Below are 21,789 nucleotides of genomic sequence, written 5' to 3'. Positions count from 1 at the left end.
TTATAAAAATACTTATATATGAATTAATTTATACTATATTTTAATTATTATTACTAATTAATTTGCAAAATAAGAGGATGTGTTATTAATGACTAATATTGATGAAGCTGCTGAAAAGAAATTAAAATCAAGAATGACCAAAATCAGAAAATGTAACAGGGAACCGGAAGAAAAGGAGAAGTTCTCTCAAAAATTTGGTACCACGTTTAGAATTGAATTCCAGAACAAGAATCCGGAAAAATTGTTAGATGACATTAGCATCATCACCAATCCTGACGGTAAAGTTTTATTCGCTGAATATAACTACATGATTCCGGAAACCGAAGAATTCACCACAGTGGAAATCAATGAAAAACAGTTAAAATCAATCATCGAATTTTTTGAAGATTACGAACTAAAATTGGATGACTCTGATTAGATGATTATTACTAATTCCTTAGATGAAGTCAAAAAAAGAGAAAAGGCCCTTTCGATTATTAAGGACATAGTTGAAAATAAGGGTCGTGAATTCTTATTTGACTTAACAGGACTTTCTGGTGGATTCATTGCCAGTCCATCAGACTTAAGTCTTTTAGAGACCTATGTCGGCCCAGCTATTTTTGAAGAAGCGCTCCAAGAGGTAGGAATTGAGCATATGGGAGGAGAGAAAGTTCTCCCATTGAACAGAACCTCTTCTGGCATTTTGGCCACTATATTGGCATTGGTTGAAGAGGACACTAATGTGGTTCATTACCTTGCTCAATTGCCTGCGCATCCCTCAATACCTCGCAGCTGCAAGCTGGTTGGAGCCAATTATTTTGAAACTGACGTTTTTGAAGAGTTTTCAATACCAGACAATACATCATTGGTTGTCATCACAGGTTCCACAATGGACCTTAAGGTGATTGACGAGGATGAATTCAGGAGAGTCATTGAAATGGCCCATGAGAAAGGAATTCCCGTCATGGTGGATGACGCCTCAGGAGCAAGGCTCAGGACTGTAGTGTTCAATCAGGCCCGTGCATGTGACTTGGGAGCGGATATTGCAATAACAAGCACAGATAAACTAATGCCGGGTCCAAGAGGAGGACTTATGGCAGGCCGTAAGGAATTGATTGATGAAATTAAGGTTAAGGTGAATCAATTTGGTCTTGAAGCTCAACCGCCAGCAGTTCTAGCCATGTTGAATGGAATAAAAAACTTCAATGGAGACAATCTGGTTAAAAGTTTTGAGAGGAAAGATGAGTTTTTCGACATGTTAAATGAAAAATTCAGCAACTTCGAAAAAACGCCTAATGGGGTTTTAATCTCACCTGAAGGGTTGGCTGATGAAATCGGTGTTGACCATAATTTGTCTGATGATGATTTGGCGTTTGTCCTTTCGTTCATTTTGCTCAAGGATCATGGCATCATAACAATTCCTGCTGTCGGGATGCCTGGTGCATCTGCGACAATCAGATTTGACTTGTCAACTAATGACGCTTTCAACTTGGACTTGAATGATTTAAGTGAAAAATTAGAATCTTCATTTAATAAGTTGCTTAATGTAGTGTCCGATGAGAATAAATGCAGGGAAATTATTTTTGGTTGATTGACGCGTTTGCAATCAATCTATTTTAAAATAAGTTTTTGGTGATGTTTGAAAAATGTATAAGAATGTTATACATAAGTATAACATTATTTTTTAATTATACATTCTCCTGAAATTACTTTTTCTAAGGTTCCGTCAATTTTTTCAACGATTAGAGCGCCTTCCCTACCTATACCTACAACATAAGCGTCAAAGTTTTTGTTGAAAGGTTCTCTAACTTCAACGATTTTTCCAACACTGTATGAACGTTTTCTCCAATCCTTGAGAATTGATTCATAGTCGCCTTCGTTGAATGTTTCGGCGATTTTTTCAAATTCTTCCAAGAACAATCTGATTAAAACGTTTTCGTCCTCTTTTCTTCCGAGTTCATCAGCAAGTGTTGTTGTTCCGTCTTGCAATTCTTCAGGGAAGTCATCAATGTCAATATTAGCATCTATTCCTACACCGATAATGACGCTGTCGATTGTATTGAATGTGGTGACCGCTTCAGTCAATATTCCACAGACTTTCTTGTCATGAATGATGATGTCGTTAGGCCATTTGATTTCAGCGGAGGTTATTCCGGTTCTTTCAATAGCCTTTGCAACAGCCACACCGGTTCCAATTGTAATCATTGGAAGCTTTGAATAATCAACATTTGGTTTCACGATTAAGGATAGCCAGATTCCACCAACTGGTGAAGCCCATGCCTTTCCGGATCTTCCTTTTGCATCGGTTTGTTTTTCGGAAATGACTACAGTTCCGTTTTCAGCACCATTCATCGCTAAAAATTTGGCGACAGTATTTGTAGATTTGACCTCATCGAAAACATATAGGTTTTTTCCAGCCCATGTTGTATCTAAATCTTTAGAGATTTCTGATGCCTTAATGTGTTCTGTTGGTTGTGTTCCAATCTCTTCAATGATTTCAGAAAAGTCATGGATATTAATGTCCTTGAGCTCACTGATTGCTTCATCGGAAAGTTTATTTTCTTTTTTCAATAATTCTATAATTTCTTTTCTCATTAGATAATCTCCAAAAATTTATTTCTTTTGCATTTGTTGATTTTTGGCCATGTTCTGGTAGGATCCAACAGCAGCTGAGATTGCAGCTATCTTTTTACCCGGCATGAATGTTGATTTCATTTTGTTCACGAGTTCAAGGTCTTCTGCAATGACGTTTTCCATTTCCTCTTCAATACCTTTCTTGTAGGTGTCAATGAAGTGGGTGTTCAGATTACCGGAAATGAAGTTAGGGTTTCTTAGGACTGCCTTATGGAATGGGATTGTTGTTCTAACACCTAATATGATGTATTCGCTCAATGCCCTTTTCATTCTGTCGATTGCATCGTTCCTGTCCCTTCCGTAGGTGATTAGTTTTGAAATCATTGAATCATAGAAGGTCGGAATTGTATAGTTCATGTAAACACCACTGTCTAAACGTACACCCGGTCCTCCAGGGGATCTGTAACCTGTGATTTTTCCAGGGTTTGGTGCAAAGTCGTTAAGTGGGTCTTCAGCGTTGATACGACATTCAATTGCATGTCCGTTTACCTGTATGTCCTTTTGCTGGTAGGTTAACTCATCGCCGTTTGCGATTCTGATTTGTTCCTTAATCAAATCGGTATTTGTGACAAGTTCGGTAATTGGGTGTTCCACTTGAATACGTGTGTTCATTTCAAGGAAGTAATATTCTCCATTGTCATAAAGGAATTCCACAGTTCCTGCACTTTTATATCCGATGTATTCTGCAGCTCTGACGGCGCTTCCGCCCATTTCTTCTCTTAACTCTTCTGTCATGATTGGGGAAGGTGCCTCTTCCAATAGCTTTTGGTGTCTTCTTTGGATTGAACATTCCCTGTCAGCTACATGGATTACGTTACCGTGTTCGTCTGCCAATAATTGGAATTCAATGTGACGTGGTTTTTCAAGGTATTTTTCAATGAATACGGTTGAATCACCGAAGTTTGTGGATGCAACAGATTGTGTTGATTCGATTGCACGTACAAGTTCGTCTTCCTCATAAACTGCACGCATACCAATTCCTCCACCACCTGCTGAAGCCTTTACGATTACAGGATATCCGATTTGGCGAGCTATTTCTTTAGCTTCCTCAATGTCGGTTACTCCTTCAGGTGTACCTTCAATTACTGGAACTCCTGCCTTTTTCATAAGTGCCTTGGATGTGATTTTGTCACCCATCTTGTTAATCACATCACCGGTCGGTCCGATGAGTTTAATTCCATTTTTTTCACATTCTTCACCAAATTTAGCGTTTTCAGCTAAAAATCCGTATCCTGGGTGAATCGCATCTGCCCCGGATTCCAATGCTATATCGATGATTTTCTCGATATTCAGGTAGGATTTTGCTGGTGAGGGATTTCCAAGCGGGTAACTTTCATCAGCATAATTTGTGTAAAGAGATGTTTTGTCCGCATCAGAGTAGATTGCCACGCTTTTGATGTCGAGTTCACGACAAGCACGCATAACTCTAATGGCGATTTCTCCTCTATTTGCAATTAATACTTTTTCAAACATTTGAAACCTCAAAGTAATTTATTCATTATATAATTATATACTAAATAATTTAAATATTTTATTAGATGAAAAAGATTACTCGCAAAAAACATTTGGAAATGAGGCTTCAGTCAATACCTGCCCATCCCAAGCCAAAGGTGGGCCTTGAACAGTACACAACTCCCTCAATCATTGCATCCGATTTGATTTGGAATGCCCATTCGCTGGGAGATATTGAGGATTTGGATATTGTTGATTTGGGGTGTGGAACTGGAGTTTTTGCAATCGGATCCGCATTGATGGGGGCAAATTCGTCAATTGGTGTAGATATTGATGAGGATTCCATTGCCTTGGCAATGGACGTTAAGGATAAGCTGCATGTCGGCAATGTAGAATTCATTGTCAGTGACATCTGTGATTTTAATGGGGCGTCAGGTGCAGATACTGTATTTCAAAACCCGCCTTTCGGATCTCAAAGAAATGCAGATTCAGGTCAGGATTTGAAGTTTATTCAGAAAGCCATCGAATTGAATTGCGATGTGCTGTACTCATTCCACATGGCATCAACCGAAGAATTTCTAATAAAATACTATAATGATAATAATCTTGAAATAACTCATATTTTCAGATATAAATTCCCAATTCCGAAAATTTATGATTTTCACACAAAAGAAAAGCAAGATGTTGATGTTATTGCCATTAGGGCGGAATTAAAATAATTTCATTTTTTCAAAAATCTAATTTTTTTATCCAAAAAACAATACCTTTATATAGTGGATAGTATATATTTTATATTAATATATTCTCTGAGTATAAAAAAGTTGGTAGCATAATAAAGCTACAGATATTATAACTGATATAATATTTTGTAAATGTGTAAGTCTAGTTAGTGATAGCTATATAAATGTAGGGTAATCTTTATATAGTTTACATGCCAAATGTATTACTAATGTATAAAGATGAGCTATCTATATTTATTCCAAACTCATTTCTTTCTGAGTCTAAAGATCTTAAAATCCGTACTTACAAAGTAGGGATTATCGGTAGAGCTTTAGCTATTTTTAAAGCAGATAATGTGGTTATCTATAATGATGATCACGAAAAGAACGAAGATGGGAACGAGGACGGAGCTTTTATTGCAGAAGTTTTGAATTATATGAATACACCTCAATATTTGAGGAAACAAGCTATTCCTATAAAAGCTGAACTAAAGCATGTAGGCATCCTTCCGCCACTTAGGACTCCTCATCATCCTGTTAATAGTCAGCCAGACGTGGGTGATTATAGACAAGGGTTCACTGTTAAAAGAAATAAGAAAGGAACATTTGTTGATATAGGTATGGATAAACTTGCATTCTGTAAAGAGCAACTTACTGTCAAAAAAATATTTGACTTTAAGATTACTAAAATTGCTAAGAAAGAAGTAATAGTCACACCTGATAAACCAGATGACGTTTACTGGGGATACAATGTTATCTCCTCTAATAAGAGTCTTAAAAATAGCTTAAAATTAATTAAACCTGATCTTGTTGTTGAAACTACAAGATATGGAGATTATATTGATTCTATTTTTGATGAATTAAAGCATAAAGTAGATGAACGTAAAAGTATTGCTATTTTATTTGGTGGCCCTTATTCTTCAATTTCAGAAGACGTTTCAAATCCAAACTGGGATTTATACAAGGTTAATACCCTTCCAGGACAGGGAACTGAAACTGTTAGAACTGAAGAGGCAGTTGTCGCTACACTTTCTTTATTTAACTTTATGAGATTTTAATTCTCTTTATAAATTATTAGTTTTACACGCTAATAGATAACTTGCTCAACTTTTTATACAGATTATATTTTTAGGACTCCCTAGAAATATGCTTAGCACAGAATGGTTTATACATTGAATATATTCTTTATTGTGCTCCAATTCGGTTAAACTCAATGGAATATATTGTGATTTAATGTTTATCTAGTTATAAACTTGTTTATAGCTATTTATCATTTCGATGAATTTATTTCATCAAACTCGCTTGATAGTCCTTCATTGGGCTGTTAAAGTAAAAAATTAAAATTAATTAAAAAAATAAAGGAAAAAATTATTATAAGGAGGTAAAATTAAATGGTTAGACATCATCAGCCAAGAAAAGGGTCTGTTGCTTTTAGTCCAAGAAAAAGAGCAGCAAAAGAAACCCCAAGAATTAAATCTTGGCCACAAATCGATGAACCAAAATTACTCGGCCTCGCAGGTTATAAAGTTGGTATGACTCACGCTTTAGTCACTGACACTGATAAAAACTCTCCTACTCAAGGTATGGAAGTTTTCACTCCTGTAACTGTATTGGAAGTGCCTCCGGTCGTAGTAATGGGAATTAGAGCTTATGAAAAAACTTCTCGTGGATTGAAAGTAATCACCGAAGTACTTGCAGACAATTTAGATCAAGAACTTTCCAGGAAGATTTCCCTTCCTAAAGAATACAACAAATCTGAAGCTATTGCAAAAATACAAGGTGCATTAGAAAACACAGAAGAAATTAGAGTCTTAGTACACACAAATCCAAAAGTAACTAGCGTACCTAAGAAAAAACCAGATATATTTGAATGTGGAATTGGAGGAGCAAATCCTGAAGAAAAATTAAATACCGCATTAGAATTATTAGGTAATGAAGTAAAAGCTAGCGAAATCTTCAATGAAGGAGAATTTGTTGATGCAATTGCAACTACAAAAGGAAAAGGATTCCAAGGTGTAGTAAAAAGATGGGGAATTAGAATTCAATACGGTAAAGCTGTAAGAGCAGGTAAAGGAAGACACGTCGGTTCCATTGGTCCTTGGACACCAAGAAGAACCATGTGGACTGTTGCTCAAGCAGGTCAAATGGGTTACCACAAAAGAACTGAATTCAATAAAAGGATTTTAAAAATCGCATCAGCTGACGAAGTTGACCAAATCAACCCAGATGGTGGATTTGTAAAATACGGACTTGTCAAAAACGATTACGTTTTAGTTAAAGGATCCCTCCCAGGACCTTCCAAAAGATTAGTAATCTTAAGACAACCTATTAGACCTAATAATAAAGCTGAGGATATACCTCAAATAAACTACATAAGTACAAAATCTAAACAAGGGGTATAATCATGAAAGTTAATGTTTATTCTATTAATGGGGAAGTAAAAGAAGAAATTGAACTTCCAGCTATTTTTGATGAAGTATACAGACCAGATTTAATCAAAAGAGCAGTGCTCTCAGCACAATCCGCTAGAGTACAACCATGGGGTAATGACCCAATGGCAGGTAAAAGAACTTCCGCTAAAGGATGGGGTTCAGGTAGAGGTACCGCAAGAGTACCAAGGATTAAAAATGGTTCTAAAGCAGCTTTCGTACCAATGGCTATTGGTGGTAGACAAGCACATCCTACTAGAGCTGAAAAAAATCATCATGAAAAAATCAACATAAAAGAAAGAAGATTCGCAATCAGATCCGCTGTTGCAGCAACCACCAATAAGGAGATTGTTGAAAACAGAGGTCACGTTGTAGATGATTTAGAACAAGTACCTATTATTGTTGAAGATGATATTGAAGAAGTAAAAACTGCTAAACAAACTCGTGAAATCTTCCAAAACTTAGGAGTTTACGATGATGTCATCCGTGCAAAAGAAGGTAAAAGAATCAGAGCTGGTAGAGGTAAAACAAGAGGAAGAAAATACAAAAAAGTAAAAGGACCTCTCGTTGTAGTCGGTGAAGATAAAGGAATTTCCTTAGGTGCAAGAAACCACGCTGGTGTAGATGTTGTGGTTGCTGAAAACCTTAACGCTGAATTATTAGCACCAGGTACTCACCCAGGAAGACTCACAGTATACACCAAATCAGCTGTTGAAAAGTTAGGAGGTTTATTCCAATAATCTTGGATAAATAAGGTGATTATTATGGATTCATATTCAATTATTATTAAACCTCATGTTACTGAAAAGACCATGAACTTAATCGATTTAAACAATGAAATCGCATTCGTCGTAGATCGCAGAGCTAACAAAAAACAAATCAAATACGCTTTTGAAGATTTATACGAAGAAAAAGTAGAAAGAGTCAACACTCACATTACTACTAAAGGTGTTAAAGTAGCATATATCAAACTTGTTGAAGAAGAAATGGCAGAAGAACTTGCTGTCAGATTAGGAGTATTCTAAGGAGGAATGAAAAATGGGTAAACGATTAATCCACCAAAGAAGAGGAAGAGGAACTCCTGCTCACCGTGTTGCTTCTCATCGTTTTAAAGATAAAATCAGATACAGATCTTACGATGCATTAGAAAAAGAAGGCAGTATCAAAGGAAAAGTCATTGACATTGTTCACGACCCAGCAAGGACCGCTCCAATTGCAGAAGTCAAATTTGAAAATGGTGAAAAGAAATTTATCTTAGCTCCTGAAAGCATTCAAGTTGACGATGAAATCGAATGCGGTATTTCCGCTCCAATCAAATTCGGTAACACATTACCTCTTGCTGAAATTCCTGAAGGTACTCCGATTTACGATATCGAAAACACTCCTGGAGACGGAGGCCGTTTTGTAAGATCTTCCGGAACTTATGCTAATGTAGTTACTCACGATGCTAATCAAACTGTTGTTGAATTACCATCTGGGGAATTAAAATACTTAAATCCTAACTGCCGTGCTAGTATTGGTGTAGTAGCAGGTGGAGGAAGAAAAGATAAACCATTCCTTAAAGCTGGTAAAAAATGGCATGCTTACAAAGCTAAAGGTAAGAAGTTTATGACTGTAAGAGGAGTAGCAATGAATGCTGTTGATCACCCTCACGGGGGAGGTAACAGACAACATCCTGGTCGTCCAACTACTGTTTCAAGACATGCACCACCAGGAAGAAAAGTTGGTTCAATTGCAGCTAAGAGAACAGGTTTAAAAAGATAGATAGAGGGTGTTTCATTGGCAAGAAAAATATTTAAATATAAAGGTTATACTCTTGAAGAACTTCAAGCTATGTCTTTAGAGGAAGTAATGGAATTATTCCCTGCAAGACAAAGAAGATCTTTAAAAAGAGGATTCTTACCAAGACAACAAATTGTTTTGGATAAAATGAGAAAATTGAATAAAGAAGGAACTAAAGATGGTCGTCCTGTTGTAGTTAGGACCCATTGTAGAGACATGATTGTAATACCTGAAATGGTTGGAACCACTTTCGGTATTTATGATGGTCAAAATTTTGTTGAAGTCACTATTGCACCAGAAATGATTGGTCATTACTTTGGTGAATACGCACCAACCAGAAAAAGAGTTCAACACGGAGACCCAGGTATGGGTGCTACCAGATCATCCATGTTTGTACCACTTAAATAAGGAGATTAGAACATGGCTAACAAATATGCTTATAATAAAGAAGTTGATGAAGCAAAAACTGCACGCGCTATGGCAAAATCTCTTAAGATTTCTCCAAAGCACAGTGTTGAGATTTGCAGTGCAATCAGAGGAATGGAAGTAGCAAAAGCTAAAGCTTACTTAGAAGATGTTATTGAAATGAAAAAATCAGTTCCTTTCAAAAGACACAACAAAAAAGTTGGTCACAGAAAAGGACAAGAAGGATGGGCTGCTGGTAGATACCCTGTAAAAGCTGCAGAACAAATTTTAAAAGTTTTAGAAAACGCTGAAGCTAATGCAGAGTACAAAGGTATGGACACTGAAAAATTATTCATTGAACATATCTCATCCCACAGAGGTATTGTAATTCCTGGTTACATCCCAAGAGCATTCGGTAGAATGACTCCATTCAATACTCCAACTACTCATATTCAAATTGTATTACAGGAGGCTAACTAATGATAGAAAAAGATTTCGTTCAAGAAGGCCTTAGAAGAACTAGAATTGATGAATACTTAGAAAAAGAACTTGAAAGAGCTGGATACGGTGGTATGGAAGTTCAAATTACACCTTTAGGTACCATGGTTATTGTTTACGCAGAAAGACCTGGTATGGTTATTGGTAGAGGTGGTAAAAACGTTAGAGCTATTACCCAAACCCTCAAAACCGAATTCGGTTTAGACAATCCACAAATTGAAGTTAAAGAAGTTGAAGTTCCTGAACTCAACCCAAAAATCATGGCATACAAAATCTCTAACATGTTACAAAGAGGTATGCACTTCAGGAGAGTAGCTTACTCTACTATCCGCAGAATCATGGGCGCAGGAGCTCAAGGTGTGGAAGTTACTATTTCTGGTAAAATCAGAGGTTCTAGATCTGCTGTAGCAAAATTCGTAGAAGGATACATCAAAAAATGTGGAGAACCTTCCATCAGATTTGTAGAAGAAGGTTTCGCTACTGCTGAATTAAAACCTGGTGTATTAGGTATTTATGTAAGAATTATGCCTCCAGAAACTGTATTACCTGATTCAGTTGAAATTCTTCCTCCTAAAATGATTATTGAAGAAGATGGTGATGTCATCGAAGAAGAAATCGATGTTGAAACCGAAGAAGTCATCGAAGAAGAAATCATTGAGGAAATCGAAGATCTCGACGAATTAGAAGAAGTTGTTGAAGAAGAATCTACTGAAGAAGTAGAAAAAGATGATAGTTAAATAATTAAATTTAATTATCCTTAAAGAGTTGGAACAATGGCGATTTTAAGAAGTAAAGAAATTTGGGACATGGAAGTTGATGAGATCCAAGACAAATTGGTTGAACTCAGAACTGAATTATCCAAAAATGTTTCTAAAAGTGCAGCTGCCGGGGTAGTCGAAAACCCTGGAAAAATTAGAGAATTAAAAAGAACAATTGCTCGTGTTCTTACAATTTTAAATGAAAAACAAAAGGAGAATTAAATGTCAAAAATCTGTGATGTATGTGGGCTTCCTGAAGAACTCTGTGTATGTGAAGAAATTGCACGTGAAGTTCAGACTCTAAAGGTATTTACAGTTAGAAGAAGATTCGGAAAACTCATGACTATTATCGAAGGTATAGATGAACATGATATTGATATCAAAGAGCTTACTAAAACTCTTAAAGCCAAATGTGCTTGCGGAGGAACAGCCAAAAACGGTCAAATAGAACTTCAAGGTGATCACAAAGTTAAAGTGAAACAAGTTTTATCCGATTTAGGTTTCTCTTCTGATACAATTGAAATCCGTGAATCTAAAAAGAATAATAAGAAAAGGAGATAATTCATCTATTCGATATGTTTTTCAATTAAATTTTGTAATTTTACTGCATAATTTATTGTAAATGTTACGTTAAGAGATTGGGATTATGATTACTTCAAGAAACTTAGTTCATCATGAATTCATTGGTTTGAATGTTCATGCGACAAGTAAGAATAACGAGTCTCTTAATTTAAAAGGAACTATTATTGATGAGACAAAAAATACCATTAAGATTGAAGGAATGGACAATATAGAAAGGGTTATTCCTAAAAAAGGTTCTATATTTGTCTTCGAGATTCCTAACGGGGAAAAAATTGAAATTGATGGTGACATTTTGTCTATTCGTCCTGAAGATAGAATAAAAAAAAGGTTTAAAAAAATATAAATGGTGATAATATGGTTGGGCTTAACGTTCAAGAACCAGAAACTACATGTGATGATCCTAACTGCCCATTTCATGGGACTTTGCCTGTAAGAGGCCAAGTTCTTGAAGGTGTTGTAGTAAGTAACAAAGCAGAAAGGACTATTACTGTTGAACGTAGTTACTATAAATTCATTAAAAAATATGAAAGATACGAAAAGAGGAAATCTAAAATCAACGTTCACAAACCAGATTGCTTAAATGTGAATGTTGGTGATTCTGTAAAAATTGCAGAATGTAGACCATTAAGTAAAACTAAACATTTTGTTTTAGTTGAAGTTAAAGGAGAGTAATTATTATGAAACCATTAACCTCAAGCATGACTAAAGCATTACCAATTGGAGCAAGACTTCAATGTGTTGACAATACTGGTGCTCGTGAAATCGAAATCATTTCCGTAAAAGGATTCAAAGGTGTAAGAAGAAGGATCGACGTTGCTGGTGTTGGAGATTTAGTTGTTGCATCTGTTAAAAAAGGAACTGCAGACATGAGAAGAGAAGTTGTAAATGCAGTTGTAGTAAGACAAAAAAAGGAATATAGACGTGCTGATGGTCTTCGTGTTAAATTTGAAGATAATGCTGCAGTTATTATTACTCCTGAAGGAATTTTAAAAGGATCTGAAATCAGAGGTCCTGTTGCTAAAGAAGCAGCTGACAGATGGCCTAGTGTTGGTAGTGCAGCAAGTATTTTAGTATAAGGTGAAAAAATGTCAATTCAACCAAGAAAACAAAGAAAAGCTCGTTACAATGCTCCTGCTCACACTCGTGGTAAATACTTAAGTGCTTCATTAAGCAAAGAGTTAAGAGAAAAAGTAGGTAAAAAATCTTTACCAGTCAGATCAGGAGATAAAGTTAGAGTAGTCCGTGGAGACTTTAAAGGACATGAAGGAGAAGTTCTCACAGTAGATTACACATCCTACAAAGTAACAATCGAAGAAGTTACTTTAGCAAAACCTGATGGAACCAATGCATTTCTCCCAGTTGACCCATCTAACTTAGTAATTATTGATGCAGATTTAAAAGATGATAGAAGAATAAAAAATAAAGGAGACAATTAATATGGCTAAAATGGGATCTAGAAAACATCTTAAAAGATATAAAGCACCAAAATCTTGGCCTATTCATCCTAAAGAAGATACCTGGACTGTAAAACCTTCCGCAGGTTCTCACTCCATTGAACATTCTATTCCATTAACTTTAGTTATCAGAGATGTATTAAAATTAGCTGACAACGCAAGAGAAGCTAAAAGAATCATCAACTCCGGTAACGTTTTAGTAGATGGAAGAGTAGTTAAAGATTATAAATTCCCAGTTGGTTTCATGGACATTGTTGAAATCCCAAAAACTGGTGAAGCTTATAGAGTTCTTTTAGATAGAAAAGGAAGATTACAATTAGATTTAATCGAAGATGCTGATGCTAAATTATCTAAGATTGTTAACAAATCCACTATTAAAGGTGGAAAAACTCAATTAAACCTTCACGATGGTAAAAACGTTATCATTGAAGAAGACGCATACTCTGTTGGAGATGTTATTTGCTTAAAAGTACCTGAACATGAAATCGTTGAAGCATATCCTTTAGAAGAAGGAGCTACAGTTCTTGTTACTGGTGGTAAACACACTGGTGAATTAGGTACAGTATCTGAAATTATTGAAAATAAATCTTCTAATCCAAATACTATTATTATTGAAAACAGTGCAAAAGATGAGTTCTTAACTTTAAAAGATTATGCTTTTGTAATTGGTACTGACGCACCAGTAATCGATTTATTGGAGGTAAATAAATGAACCCAATGAATGAAGTACGTATCGAAAAAGCTACTGTCAGTATTGGTGTTGGAGAAGCAGGTGAAAAATTATCTCGTGCAATCACTCTTTTAGAAGAAATGTTCGATCAAACTCCTGTCAAAACATTTTCCAAAGTAACCAACCCTGAATGGGGTATCAGGAAAAAACAACCAATCGCATGTAAATTAACCTTACGTGGAGAAAAAGCTGACAAAGCTATTGATATGGTTTTAGAAGGTATTAGTAGAAATATTAAACCTACTCAATTTGACGCTCAAGGAAACCTTTCTTTTGGTATTAGAGAACATATTGATATCCCAGGTATGAGATATAACCCTGATATCGGTATTTTCGGTATGAACGTTTCTGTTACTTTTGAAAAACCAGGTTACAGAATTTCTAAAAGAAAAATCCAACAAAAGAAAGTTCCTCAAAAACATAGAATTTCTAAAGAAGAAACTATGAAATTTATGGAAGAAAATTTCAACGTTAATTATGTAACTGAATAAAGGTGATATTTTGCCAAGAAAATACGGTAAAGCTTCAAAAAAATGCAGTCGTTGTGGAGACCATTCCGCAATGGTTAGCAGATATGGCATAAACTTATGCAGACAATGTTTTAGGGAAGTAGCCCCTAAAATGGGATTTAAAAAATATAATTAGAGGTTATAAATATGAGTCTTATGGATCCTCTCGCTGATGCTTTAACTAACATTAGAAATAACGAATTACAAGTGAACGACTCTTGTGTTATTTCTCCTGCTTCCAAATTAATTGGACAAGTTTTAAGCACTATGCAAAAAGAGAATTATATTGGTAATTTTGAATATGTTGACGACAACAGGGCAGGAAAATTCATAGTTGAATTAGAAGGTAACATTAACAAATGTGGTGTTATCAAACCTCGTCATGCTGTTAAGAAAGATGAATTTGAGAAATTTGAAAAAAGATATTTGCCAGCAAAAAACTTTGGTATTTTAATCGTCACAACTCCTGAAGGAATTATGACTCACTATGAGGCTAAGGAAAGAGGAATTGGCGGACGTTTGTTGGCTTACATGTATTAGGTGATAAAATGGTAGTAGCTGCAGCTATAAGGGAAGAAATTGAAATCCCTGAAGGCGTTGAAGTTATAATTGAAAATAATGAGGTCTCTGTAAAAGGACCTAATGGAGAAGACTCCAGAAAATTTACTTATCCTAATGTAAGTATTAAAGAAGAAAACGATGTTGTTGTTTTAGAAACAGCATTCCCAAAAAAGAAAGATAAAGCAATGATCGGAACCACCAGAGCACACATCAACAATATGATTACTGGTGTTACTGACGGTTTTGAATATCACATGAAAATTGTATTTGCTCACTTTCCAATGACTGTGAAAGTTCAAAATGATACCGTGGTAATCGACAACTTCCTCGGGGAAAGACACCCAAGAACCGCAAAAATTGTAGGTTCTGCTGAAGTATCAGTTAAAGGTGATGAGGTAACAATCACTGGTATTAATAAGGAACATGTTGGTCAAACTATGGCTAACTTAGAACAAGCAACTAAAATTAAAGGAAGAGATCCTAGAGTATTCCAAGACGGAATATACTTAACTAGCAAAGAATAATTGGTGATTTGAATGGCTAATAAAAGATTTAAAAGACAAGAATATGCTCGTTATAAAAAACTTGGAATCAAATGGAGACGCCCTAGAGGTAAAACCAGTAAAATGAGAAGATACGAAGCAGGTAAACCTGCAATGCCAGCTATTGGTTACAGAACCCCTAGAGCTATAAGGGACTTACACCCTTCAGGATATAATGACGTTCTTGTTCACAATATGCAAGAGTTAGAAGACTTAGACCCAGCATGCGATGCTGCAAGAATAAGCGCTTCTATCGGTAAAAGGAAAAAAGCTTTGATGTTAGAAAAAGCATCCGAGCTCGGGATTAAAGTATTAAACAAATAAATTATATTTATAAGTTGAATCAGTTCCGGGGCTTTAATTTGAATTGATTTAACTGGTTAAATTAAAAATAAGGGAATTTAGATTATATCTAAATGGAGGATTATATACATGAATCTTACAACTCAAAAAAGATTAGCTGCTAGTATTCTTAAAGTAGGGCTTAATCGTGTATGGATTGATCCAGAAAGATTAGAAGAAGTATCTATGGCGATTACTAGAGAAGGAGTTAAGCAGTTAATTAACGATGGAGCTATTAAAGCAAAACCTGAAAAAGGTATTAGTAGCTACAGATCTAAAAAAATCAAAGAACAAAAAGCAAAAGGTAAAAGAAAAGGTAGAGGTAGTATAAAAGGAGCTAAAAAAGCACGTACTCCTAAAAAGAAAGCTTGGATGACTACTATTAGGGCTTTAAGAAAAGATCTTAAAGAAATGCGTGATGACGAAATCATTGATGCTACAACCTATCGTAAATTATACAAAATGGCTAAGGGTGGCGCATTCAGAAGTAAATCTTACATGAGAAACTACGCCCGTGACCATGATTTAATTAAAGGAGAGGAATAAGCATGGCACAAGGAACTAAATATAAAGTAGCATTCAGAAGAAGAAGAGAAGGAAAAACTGATTACGCAGCTAGAATGAAATTAGTCCACTACGACAAATCTCGTTTAGTTGTTAGAGTATCCAACTCCCACGCTACTGTTCAAGTTATCGATTATGCTCCTGAAGGAGATATCACTGTTGCATCTGCAGTAAGTAAACAATTAGCAAGTTACGGTTATTTAGGTGCTACTGGAAACCTTTCAGCATTCTACTTAACAGCATACTTATGTGCTAAAAGAGCTTTAGCAGCTGGTGTTGAAAGCGCAATCCTAGATATTGGTTTAAAATCACCAATCAAAGGATCTAAAATCTTCGCAGCTTTAAAAGGTGCTGTTGACGCAGGTTTAGAAGTTCCTCACGGAGACTTCATTTTCCCAGAAGATGAACGTATCAGAGGAGAACATGTTGCTAACTACGCTGAATCTTTAGATGCTGAAGAAGTAGCTAAAAAATTCTCAAAGTACTTTGAAAGAGGTCTTAATCCTAAAGATTTACCTGAAAACTTTGATGAAACTATTAAAAATATTGATGAGGCAGAGGTATAACTATGAGTTTTAATATTGATGAATGGGAACCTAAAACTAAAATGGGTAAATTAGTTAAAGATGGAACCATTACTGATATCGATGAAATCTTTGAAAAAGGTCTTCCAATTATGGAATTAGAAATAGTTGATGCCTTAATTCCGGATTTAGAAGAAGAAGTAATGGATGTTAACTTAGTTCAAAGAATGCATAAATCTGGTAGAAAAGTTAATTTCAGAGTTATTGTTGCTGTAGGTAACAAAAACGGTTACGTTGGATTAGGCCAAGGAAAAGCTAAAGAAGTAGGTCCAGCTATCAGAAAAGCTGTTGACAACGCTAAATACAACCTCATTAAAGTAAGAAGAGGTTGTGGAGACTGGGGTTGTGTATGTGGAAGAGAACACACCGTACCTTTCAAAGTAACTGGTAAAACCAGTAGTGTAAGCGTTACCTTAATGCCAGCTCCTGCAGGAGTAGGATTAGTAGTTGGAGATGTTGGTAAAACTATCTTAAAACTCGCTGGTATCCACGATGTATGGTCTCAAACCTTCGGTCAAACTCAAACTACAGTTAACTTTGCTAATGCTGTATTTGATGCTTTAAAAGAATTAAGTAACGTTAAAGCAAGTAAAGAAGATCTCAAAAAAATGGGAGTTAACTACTAAATGGTGATATCATGTATTTAGTTATTAGAGTTAGAGGAACTACTGGTGTCATTCAAGGTATTGCTGACACCTTAGACATGTTAAGACTTAACAGAATCAGCCATGCAGTATTAGTAGAAGAAAATCCTAGTTACGAAGGTATGCTTCAAAAAGCTAAGGATTACATCACTTGGGGAGAAATCGACGCTGAATTTGTTGCAGCTATGATTGCTAAAAGAGGAAGACTCCCGGGTAATGTAAAAGTTACTGACGAGTATGTTGCTGAAAACACTGATTACGATAATATTGAAGAATTAGCTAAAGACGTAGTTGAATCTAAAGTCAAATTAGCTGATGTCGGTATTAAACCTGTATTCCGTTTACACCCTCCAAGAAAAGGTTACGAAGATATCCGTTTATCTGTTAAAGAAGGTGGATCTTTAGGTTACAGGGGAGAAGAAATTAAAGACCTTGGTAAAAGAATGCTTTAAACAGGTGTATATTTATGATTAGAACAAAACGTAAAATCAACAAACAAAGAGGTTCTAGATCCAACGGTGGAGGATGTACCAAAAAACGTAGAGGTGCAGGTAACAAAGGTGGAAAAGGTAAAGCAGGTATGGGTAAACAACACTGGACCTGGACCGTAATCCACGACCCAGACCACTTCGGAAAACATGGTTTCAAAAGACCTCAAAAAATGATTAAAAAAGTCAATGCTGTTAACTTAAATTACTTAGAAGAACACGCTGATGAATTAATCGCAAACGGTAAAGCATCCCAAGAAGGAGATGCAATTGTTATAGATGTTACTGAATTAGGTTATGACAAAGTTTTAGCTAAAGGTAAAATTACCAAAGCTTACAAAATCTCTGCACCTCAATTCTCAGCATCTGCTATTGAAAAAATTGAAGAATTAGGAGGAGAAGCTATATTATTATAGCTTTATCCTTAATCAGGGGATAAAATGTCATCATTAGAAGTATTAGAGCCAATATTCAAAGTTATTCCTGAAGTCAAATCTCCGGTTCACAGAGAAGATTTCAATGAAAAGCTTAAATGGACTGCTCTTGTATTAGTGTTATATTTCTTCTTAACACAAATTCCGTTATACGGTTTAGCACCTGGTGCTATTGATAGTTTCGCTCAATTGAGAGCAGTTATGGCAGGAAGTTTTGGTTCAATTCTTACATTAGGTATTGGTCCAATTGTAACTGCTTCTATTGTTTTACAATTATTAGTCGGTTCAAATCTCTTGGATTTGGACCTTTCATCCCATAAGGACAAATCTCACTTCCAAGCTACACAAAAAGTATTGTCTATTGTGTTCACTGTATTTGAAGCAAGTGTTTTAGTACTCACTGGAAACCTAGTCCCTATTGATGGTTCATACACATGGCTGTTAATCCTACAACTTGTTCTCGGTGCATTGGTTATCATTTACCTTGATGAAGTTGTATCAAAATGGGGATTCGGTAGTGGTATCGGGCTGTTCATTGCTGCTGGTGTATGTCAAGCTATTATGGTTGGTACATTCAGTATCTTACCGGGAACTGACGGATTTTTAGCAGGTATCATTCCTAAATTCATCCAGCAAATCATGGCTGGAACTCCTAACTTGGCTATCTTGATCCCATTGATTGCAACTATCATTGTATTCTTAGTTGTATTATATGGTGAAGCTATGAGAGTGGAAATTCCTATTTCCCACGGTAGTGTAAGAGGTCACGGAAGAATCAGAGGATCTGTCGGTAAATACCCATTGAAATTCGTTTACTCAAGTAACATGCCTGTAATTTTAACAAGTGCATTACTTGTAAACGTAACATTGTTTGCAAACGTTTTCCAAAAGATAGGAGTTCCTATTTTAGGTCATATGCAACAGGGTAAACCTGTAGACGGTATTGCATGGTTATTATCAACACCTTCCTTGCAGCATTTCATTACTGAACCGATACACGTGTTAATATATGCAATATTCTTCATCGGATGTTGTATGTTATTCTCATACTTATGGGTTGAAATTAGTGGTTTGAATGCTAAAAAGATTTCAGAACAACTTTACAATTCAGGTATTCAAATTCCAGGTTTTAGAAGTAGTAAACGTCAATTGTATAAAATTTTGAAAAAATATATTCCTGCACTTACCATTATCAGTGGTATTTATGTAGGTCTTATCGCTTTCCTTGCAGATTTAACCGGTGCTTTAGGTGGAGGTACAGGCGTATTGCTTACCGTTGGTATTCTCCATAAGCTATATGAAGAAATGGCTGAAGAGCAACTCATGTCCGCAAATCCTGTTCTTAGGAAAGTTTTAGGAGGAGATTAATTTTTCTCCTTTTCTCTTTTAAAAAATGAGGGATTAAAATGAAATTAGTAGTATTAACAGGAATTCCAGGTTCTGGAAGTACAACTTTATTGAATAAAGCTTTAGAAGAAGTTGATTATGTCCACTTAAACTACGGTGACATAATGACTGAGATTGCTATTAAAGACGAACTTGTATCTCATAGGGATGAGTTAAGGAAATTACCTGCTGAAACCCAAAAAGATATTCAAGCTAAAGCAGCAGCTGAAATTAAAGCAAGGTCTGAAAACGATAATGTTATTGTTGACACTCACTGTACTATTAATACTCCTGCTGGTTTCTTACCAGGTTTACCGATTTGGGTGTTAGAACAGTTACAACCTGATCAATTTATTTTAGTTGAAGCAAATCCTGATGAAATTATTTATAGAAGATTAAATGATGATACTCGTGAAAGGGATCTTCAAAAAGTAAAAGACATAGATTTACATCAACAAATGAACAGGGCAACCTCAATGGCTTACGCTACTTTAACTGGTGCAACTGTTAAAATTGTTGAAAATCATGACAATCATTTAGATTCTAATGTTAGAAAATTAGTAAATGTATTAAATTTATAGGGGATTAATTATGGTAGACATAATGGGAATGGTTTATGGCGCATTGAATACAGTTTTCAATCCAATCTTAGCTATGGATCCTAATCCAGCTAACCCTGCGTTAACTGTCCTAATCATTGCTTTTATTGTTTCATTAATCACAACCATTGCTAACAAGTATTTGGTTGACCAAGAGGAAATGAATGAGATTCAAGCAAGAAGTAAAAAATTGACCAGCGAATTGCGTGAAGCTCAAAAGAAAGGAGATGGGAAAAAGATTGCTGAGTTACAAGCCAAACAAACTGAAATGATGAAGGACCAATCTGCTATGATGTCCAATCAGTTCAAACCGATGATTGTAACTTTCGTTCCAATTATTCTAATATTCTTCTGGATGAGAACATCCGCTATCAGCGGTTTAGTCGTTCACTTGCCTGTAACTGTTTACTGGATTACTTTAACACCGGTATGGCACTTTATAGGTAGTATTTTCTATGGCGGTAAGGCCACTATCCCATATGGTATCGGTTGGTTATTATGGTATATGATTTGTACTTTTGGTATGAGTCAGATATTAAGAAAATACTTAGGATTTAAACAAGGGTTCTAAAACAACCCTTTTTACATACATTTATTAATAATGAAAAAGATATATTATAGTATTCTATTTTGAATACGCTATTACACAATTATTTCATAATTTATTTAAAAATTAATTTAAGGTGATTAAATGCCTGCAAATAGGTTTAGATCAAGATCATATAAAAGAGTTCATAAAAACACTCCTGGTGGAAGGAATGTTTTAAGATATAAAAAGAAAAAACCATCTAAGCATGTTTGTGCTGAGTGTGGTGCAGTATTACATGGAGTTCCTCGTGGACGTCCATACGAAATTGGAAAATTATCAAAAACAGCTAAAAGACCTAACCGTCCATTCGGTGGTTACTTATGTTCAAGCTGTGCTCGTAAACATTTCAAAAACGAGGCTAGAAAATAATGATAATTACTGTCGGTGGATTAGCTGGAACTGGAACAACAACTACTGCTGAGGGTCTCTCAGAGAAGTTGAATATTCCATATATCTCTGCAGGGTCAGTCTTTAGAGAAATGGCCGCTGAAAGAGGAATGACTGTTCTTGAATTCAGTGAATTTGCTGAAGGTAATGATGATATTGATAAAGAAATTGACAAAAGGCAAGCTCAAAAGGCCAGTGAAGCAGAAAACCTCATCGTTGAGGGAAGATTGTCTGCATTCTTTGTTGACAATGCTGACTTGAAGGTTTGGTTGGTGACTCCATTCGATGTTCGTTCAAAAAGAATTTCCGAAAGGGAGAACAAATCCGTTGAAGTGGCTAAGGAAGAGATCATAACTCGTGAAAAGAGTGAAGCCTTGAGATACATGGAAATCCACAATATTGACATTGGCAATATGGATATCTATGACATAATTATAAATACTGGTACTTTCAATCCTGAAAACGTATCAGAAATCATTATTCAAACATTAAAGGTGATATAAATGGCATCAATCGAAGTAGGAAGAGTATGTGTTAAAACTGCTGGTAGAGAAGCAGGCGAAAAATGCGCAATCGTAGAAATTATCGATGAAAACTATGTAGAAGTTATTGGTGAAGCTGTAAAAAACAGAAGATGTAACATCGCTCACTTAGAACCAACTGCAGATTCCATTGATGTTTCTGGTGATGCAGATTCTATCAAAGCAGCTTTAGCTGACTTATAAACATAAAATGAAT

36 protein-coding genes are annotated in these 21,789 nt (G+C 35.6%); 34 read left to right on the top strand and 2 right to left on the bottom strand.

Annotated features, from left to right (window positions below; all coding sequences use genetic code 11):
• Positions 1-88: 88 nt before the first annotated feature.
• On the top strand, positions 89-418 hold the full coding sequence (locus MBBTH_RS01865; protein WP_116591347.1) for a hypothetical protein: 330 nt from the start codon (positions 89-91) through the stop codon (positions 416-418).
• Complete coding sequence (locus tag MBBTH_RS01860; protein WP_116591346.1) at positions 419-1,570, top strand: TIGR03576 family pyridoxal phosphate-dependent enzyme; 1,152 nt, start codon at positions 419-421, stop codon at positions 1,568-1,570.
• Positions 1,571-1,656: 86 nt separating this feature from the next.
• Here the strand turns inward: MBBTH_RS01860 and MBBTH_RS01855 are convergent, their stop codons facing one another.
• Both MBBTH_RS01855 and MBBTH_RS01850 read right to left on the bottom strand, forming a co-directional pair.
• Entirely contained in the window at positions 1,657-2,574 is a 918-nt protein-coding gene (locus MBBTH_RS01855; RefSeq protein WP_116591345.1) for a biotin--[acetyl-CoA-carboxylase] ligase, read from the bottom strand.
• A gap of 18 nt (positions 2,575-2,592) precedes the next feature.
• Positions 2,593-4,086, bottom strand: coding sequence for an acetyl-CoA carboxylase biotin carboxylase subunit (locus MBBTH_RS01850; protein WP_116591344.1), 1,494 nt, complete (start codon positions 4,084-4,086; stop codon positions 2,593-2,595).
• A 65-nt stretch (positions 4,087-4,151) separates the two neighbouring features.
• Here MBBTH_RS01850 and MBBTH_RS01845 point away from each other — a divergent pair, with 65 nt between their 5' ends.
• The 32 genes from MBBTH_RS01845 (at position 4,152) to MBBTH_RS01690 (ending at position 21,776) form a co-directional block, all read left to right on the top strand.
• A complete protein-coding gene (locus MBBTH_RS01845) occupies positions 4,152-4,784 on the top strand; it encodes an METTL5 family protein (protein ID WP_116591343.1) in 633 nt (210 codons plus the stop codon).
• A 230-nt stretch (positions 4,785-5,014) separates the two neighbouring features.
• Positions 5,015-5,842 carry a putative RNA uridine N3 methyltransferase gene (locus MBBTH_RS01840; RefSeq protein WP_116591342.1) on the top strand — a complete coding sequence of 276 codons (828 nt, stop codon included), beginning with the start codon at positions 5,015-5,017 and terminating at the stop codon, positions 5,840-5,842.
• Positions 5,843-6,175: 333 nt separating this feature from the next.
• Positions 6,176-7,186, top strand: coding sequence for a 50S ribosomal protein L3 (gene rpl3p / locus MBBTH_RS01835; RefSeq protein WP_116591341.1), 1,011 nt, complete (start codon positions 6,176-6,178; stop codon positions 7,184-7,186).
• 2 nt (positions 7,187-7,188) lie between these two features.
• Positions 7,189-7,953, top strand: a complete 765-nt coding sequence (gene rpl4p, locus MBBTH_RS01830) for a 50S ribosomal protein L4 (protein ID WP_116591340.1) — start codon at positions 7,189-7,191, stop codon at positions 7,951-7,953.
• A 24-nt stretch (positions 7,954-7,977) separates the two neighbouring features.
• Entirely contained in the window at positions 7,978-8,238 is a 261-nt protein-coding gene (locus MBBTH_RS01825) for a 50S ribosomal protein L23 (protein WP_116591339.1), read from the top strand.
• 13 nt (positions 8,239-8,251) lie between these two features.
• Positions 8,252-8,977 (top strand): 50S ribosomal protein L2, encoded by a 726-nt coding sequence (locus tag MBBTH_RS01820; RefSeq protein ID WP_116591338.1) that lies wholly within the window; start codon positions 8,252-8,254, stop codon positions 8,975-8,977.
• A gap of 15 nt (positions 8,978-8,992) precedes the next feature.
• On the top strand, positions 8,993-9,403 hold the full coding sequence (gene rpsS, locus MBBTH_RS01815; RefSeq protein ID WP_116591337.1) for a 30S ribosomal protein S19: 411 nt from the start codon (positions 8,993-8,995) through the stop codon (positions 9,401-9,403).
• 12 nt (positions 9,404-9,415) lie between these two features.
• The gene (locus tag MBBTH_RS01810; protein WP_116591336.1) at positions 9,416-9,880 is read left to right on the top strand and encodes a 50S ribosomal protein L22; all 465 of its coding nucleotides are present in this window, start codon (positions 9,416-9,418) and stop codon (positions 9,878-9,880) included.
• Positions 9,880-10,635, top strand: coding sequence for a 30S ribosomal protein S3 (locus tag MBBTH_RS01805; RefSeq protein WP_116591335.1), 756 nt, complete (start codon positions 9,880-9,882; stop codon positions 10,633-10,635). Before MBBTH_RS01810 ends, MBBTH_RS01805 begins: the two co-directional genes overlap by 1 nt.
• A 36-nt stretch (positions 10,636-10,671) precedes the next feature.
• Entirely contained in the window at positions 10,672-10,878 is a 207-nt protein-coding gene (rpmC, locus tag MBBTH_RS01800) for a 50S ribosomal protein L29 (protein ID WP_116591334.1), read from the top strand.
• Positions 10,879-11,217, top strand: coding sequence for a stress response translation initiation inhibitor YciH (gene yciH, locus MBBTH_RS01795; protein WP_116591333.1), 339 nt, complete (start codon positions 10,879-10,881; stop codon positions 11,215-11,217). It abuts the gene before it with no gap.
• An 85-nt stretch (positions 11,218-11,302) separates the two neighbouring features.
• Entirely contained in the window at positions 11,303-11,581 is a 279-nt protein-coding gene (locus tag MBBTH_RS01790; protein ID WP_116591332.1) for a ribonuclease P component 1 family protein, read from the top strand.
• A gap of 11 nt (positions 11,582-11,592) precedes the next feature.
• Positions 11,593-11,910, top strand: coding sequence for a 30S ribosomal protein S17 (locus MBBTH_RS01785; protein WP_116591331.1), 318 nt, complete (start codon positions 11,593-11,595; stop codon positions 11,908-11,910).
• 5 nt (positions 11,911-11,915) lie between these two features.
• Complete coding sequence (locus tag MBBTH_RS01780; RefSeq protein WP_116591330.1) at positions 11,916-12,314, top strand: 50S ribosomal protein L14; 399 nt, start codon at positions 11,916-11,918, stop codon at positions 12,312-12,314.
• Positions 12,315-12,323: 9 nt separating this feature from the next.
• Positions 12,324-12,674, top strand: coding sequence for a 50S ribosomal protein L24 (gene rplX, locus MBBTH_RS01775; RefSeq protein ID WP_116591329.1), 351 nt, complete (start codon positions 12,324-12,326; stop codon positions 12,672-12,674).
• Between the two features lies 1 nt (position 12,675).
• On the top strand, positions 12,676-13,404 hold the full coding sequence (locus MBBTH_RS01770) for a 30S ribosomal protein S4e (protein ID WP_116591328.1): 729 nt from the start codon (positions 12,676-12,678) through the stop codon (positions 13,402-13,404).
• Positions 13,401-13,913, top strand: coding sequence for a 50S ribosomal protein L5 (locus MBBTH_RS01765; RefSeq protein WP_116591327.1), 513 nt, complete (start codon positions 13,401-13,403; stop codon positions 13,911-13,913). The genes MBBTH_RS01770 and MBBTH_RS01765 overlap by 4 nt, the downstream gene beginning before the upstream one ends.
• Positions 13,914-13,923: 10 nt before the next feature.
• Positions 13,924-14,067: a 30S ribosomal protein S14 gene (locus MBBTH_RS01760; RefSeq protein ID WP_116591326.1), complete on the top strand. Its 144-nt coding sequence runs from the start codon at positions 13,924-13,926 to the stop codon at positions 14,065-14,067.
• Between the two features lie 11 nt (positions 14,068-14,078).
• Positions 14,079-14,471: a 30S ribosomal protein S8 gene (locus MBBTH_RS01755; protein WP_116591325.1), complete on the top strand. Its 393-nt coding sequence runs from the start codon at positions 14,079-14,081 to the stop codon at positions 14,469-14,471.
• Between the two features lie 8 nt (positions 14,472-14,479).
• Entirely contained in the window at positions 14,480-15,016 is a 537-nt protein-coding gene (locus MBBTH_RS01750; protein WP_116591324.1) for a 50S ribosomal protein L6, read from the top strand.
• Positions 15,017-15,028: 12 nt separating this feature from the next.
• Positions 15,029-15,358, top strand: coding sequence for a 50S ribosomal protein L32e (locus tag MBBTH_RS01745; protein ID WP_116591323.1), 330 nt, complete (start codon positions 15,029-15,031; stop codon positions 15,356-15,358).
• Positions 15,359-15,466: 108 nt separating this feature from the next.
• On the top strand, positions 15,467-15,922 hold the full coding sequence (locus tag MBBTH_RS01740; RefSeq protein ID WP_116591322.1) for a 50S ribosomal protein L19e: 456 nt from the start codon (positions 15,467-15,469) through the stop codon (positions 15,920-15,922).
• 2 nt (positions 15,923-15,924) lie between these two features.
• The gene (locus MBBTH_RS01735) at positions 15,925-16,506 is read left to right on the top strand and encodes a 50S ribosomal protein L18 (RefSeq protein ID WP_116591321.1); all 582 of its coding nucleotides are present in this window, start codon (positions 15,925-15,927) and stop codon (positions 16,504-16,506) included.
• Positions 16,507-16,508: 2 nt separating this feature from the next.
• Positions 16,509-17,150 (top strand): 30S ribosomal protein S5, encoded by a 642-nt coding sequence (gene rpsE, locus MBBTH_RS01730; RefSeq protein WP_116591320.1) that lies wholly within the window; start codon positions 16,509-16,511, stop codon positions 17,148-17,150.
• Between the two features lie 11 nt (positions 17,151-17,161).
• Positions 17,162-17,620 carry a 50S ribosomal protein L30 gene (locus MBBTH_RS01725; protein ID WP_116591319.1) on the top strand — a complete coding sequence of 153 codons (459 nt, stop codon included), beginning with the start codon at positions 17,162-17,164 and terminating at the stop codon, positions 17,618-17,620.
• A 14-nt stretch (positions 17,621-17,634) separates the two neighbouring features.
• A complete protein-coding gene (locus MBBTH_RS01720; protein ID WP_116591318.1) occupies positions 17,635-18,072 on the top strand; it encodes an uL15m family ribosomal protein in 438 nt (145 codons plus the stop codon).
• A 24-nt stretch (positions 18,073-18,096) separates the two neighbouring features.
• Positions 18,097-19,458 (top strand): preprotein translocase subunit SecY, encoded by a 1,362-nt coding sequence (gene secY, locus MBBTH_RS01715; protein ID WP_116591317.1) that lies wholly within the window; start codon positions 18,097-18,099, stop codon positions 19,456-19,458.
• A 38-nt stretch (positions 19,459-19,496) separates the two neighbouring features.
• Complete coding sequence (locus MBBTH_RS01710) at positions 19,497-20,057, top strand: adenylate kinase (RefSeq protein WP_116591316.1); 561 nt, start codon at positions 19,497-19,499, stop codon at positions 20,055-20,057.
• Between the two features lie 10 nt (positions 20,058-20,067).
• Positions 20,068-20,646: a DUF106 domain-containing protein gene (locus MBBTH_RS01705; RefSeq protein ID WP_116591315.1), complete on the top strand. Its 579-nt coding sequence runs from the start codon at positions 20,068-20,070 to the stop codon at positions 20,644-20,646.
• A gap of 120 nt (positions 20,647-20,766) precedes the next feature.
• Positions 20,767-21,033, top strand: a complete 267-nt coding sequence (locus tag MBBTH_RS01700; protein ID WP_116591314.1) for a 50S ribosomal protein L34e — start codon at positions 20,767-20,769, stop codon at positions 21,031-21,033.
• A complete protein-coding gene (gene cmk / locus MBBTH_RS01695) occupies positions 21,033-21,554 on the top strand; it encodes a (d)CMP kinase (RefSeq protein ID WP_116591313.1) in 522 nt (173 codons plus the stop codon). Before MBBTH_RS01700 ends, cmk begins: the two co-directional genes overlap by 1 nt.
• Positions 21,555-21,776 carry a 50S ribosomal protein L14e gene (locus tag MBBTH_RS01690; RefSeq protein WP_116591312.1) on the top strand — a complete coding sequence of 74 codons (222 nt, stop codon included), beginning with the start codon at positions 21,555-21,557 and terminating at the stop codon, positions 21,774-21,776. It abuts the gene before it with no gap.
• Positions 21,777-21,789: the final 13 nt, after the last annotated feature.

Source organism: Methanobrevibacter thaueri (genome assembly GCF_003111625.1).
Lineage (GTDB): Archaea > Methanobacteriota > Methanobacteria > Methanobacteriales > Methanobacteriaceae > Methanocatella > Methanocatella thaueri.
Note: the sequence above shows the minus strand (reverse complement) of the source record. Positions and strands in the feature narration are given on the sequence as shown.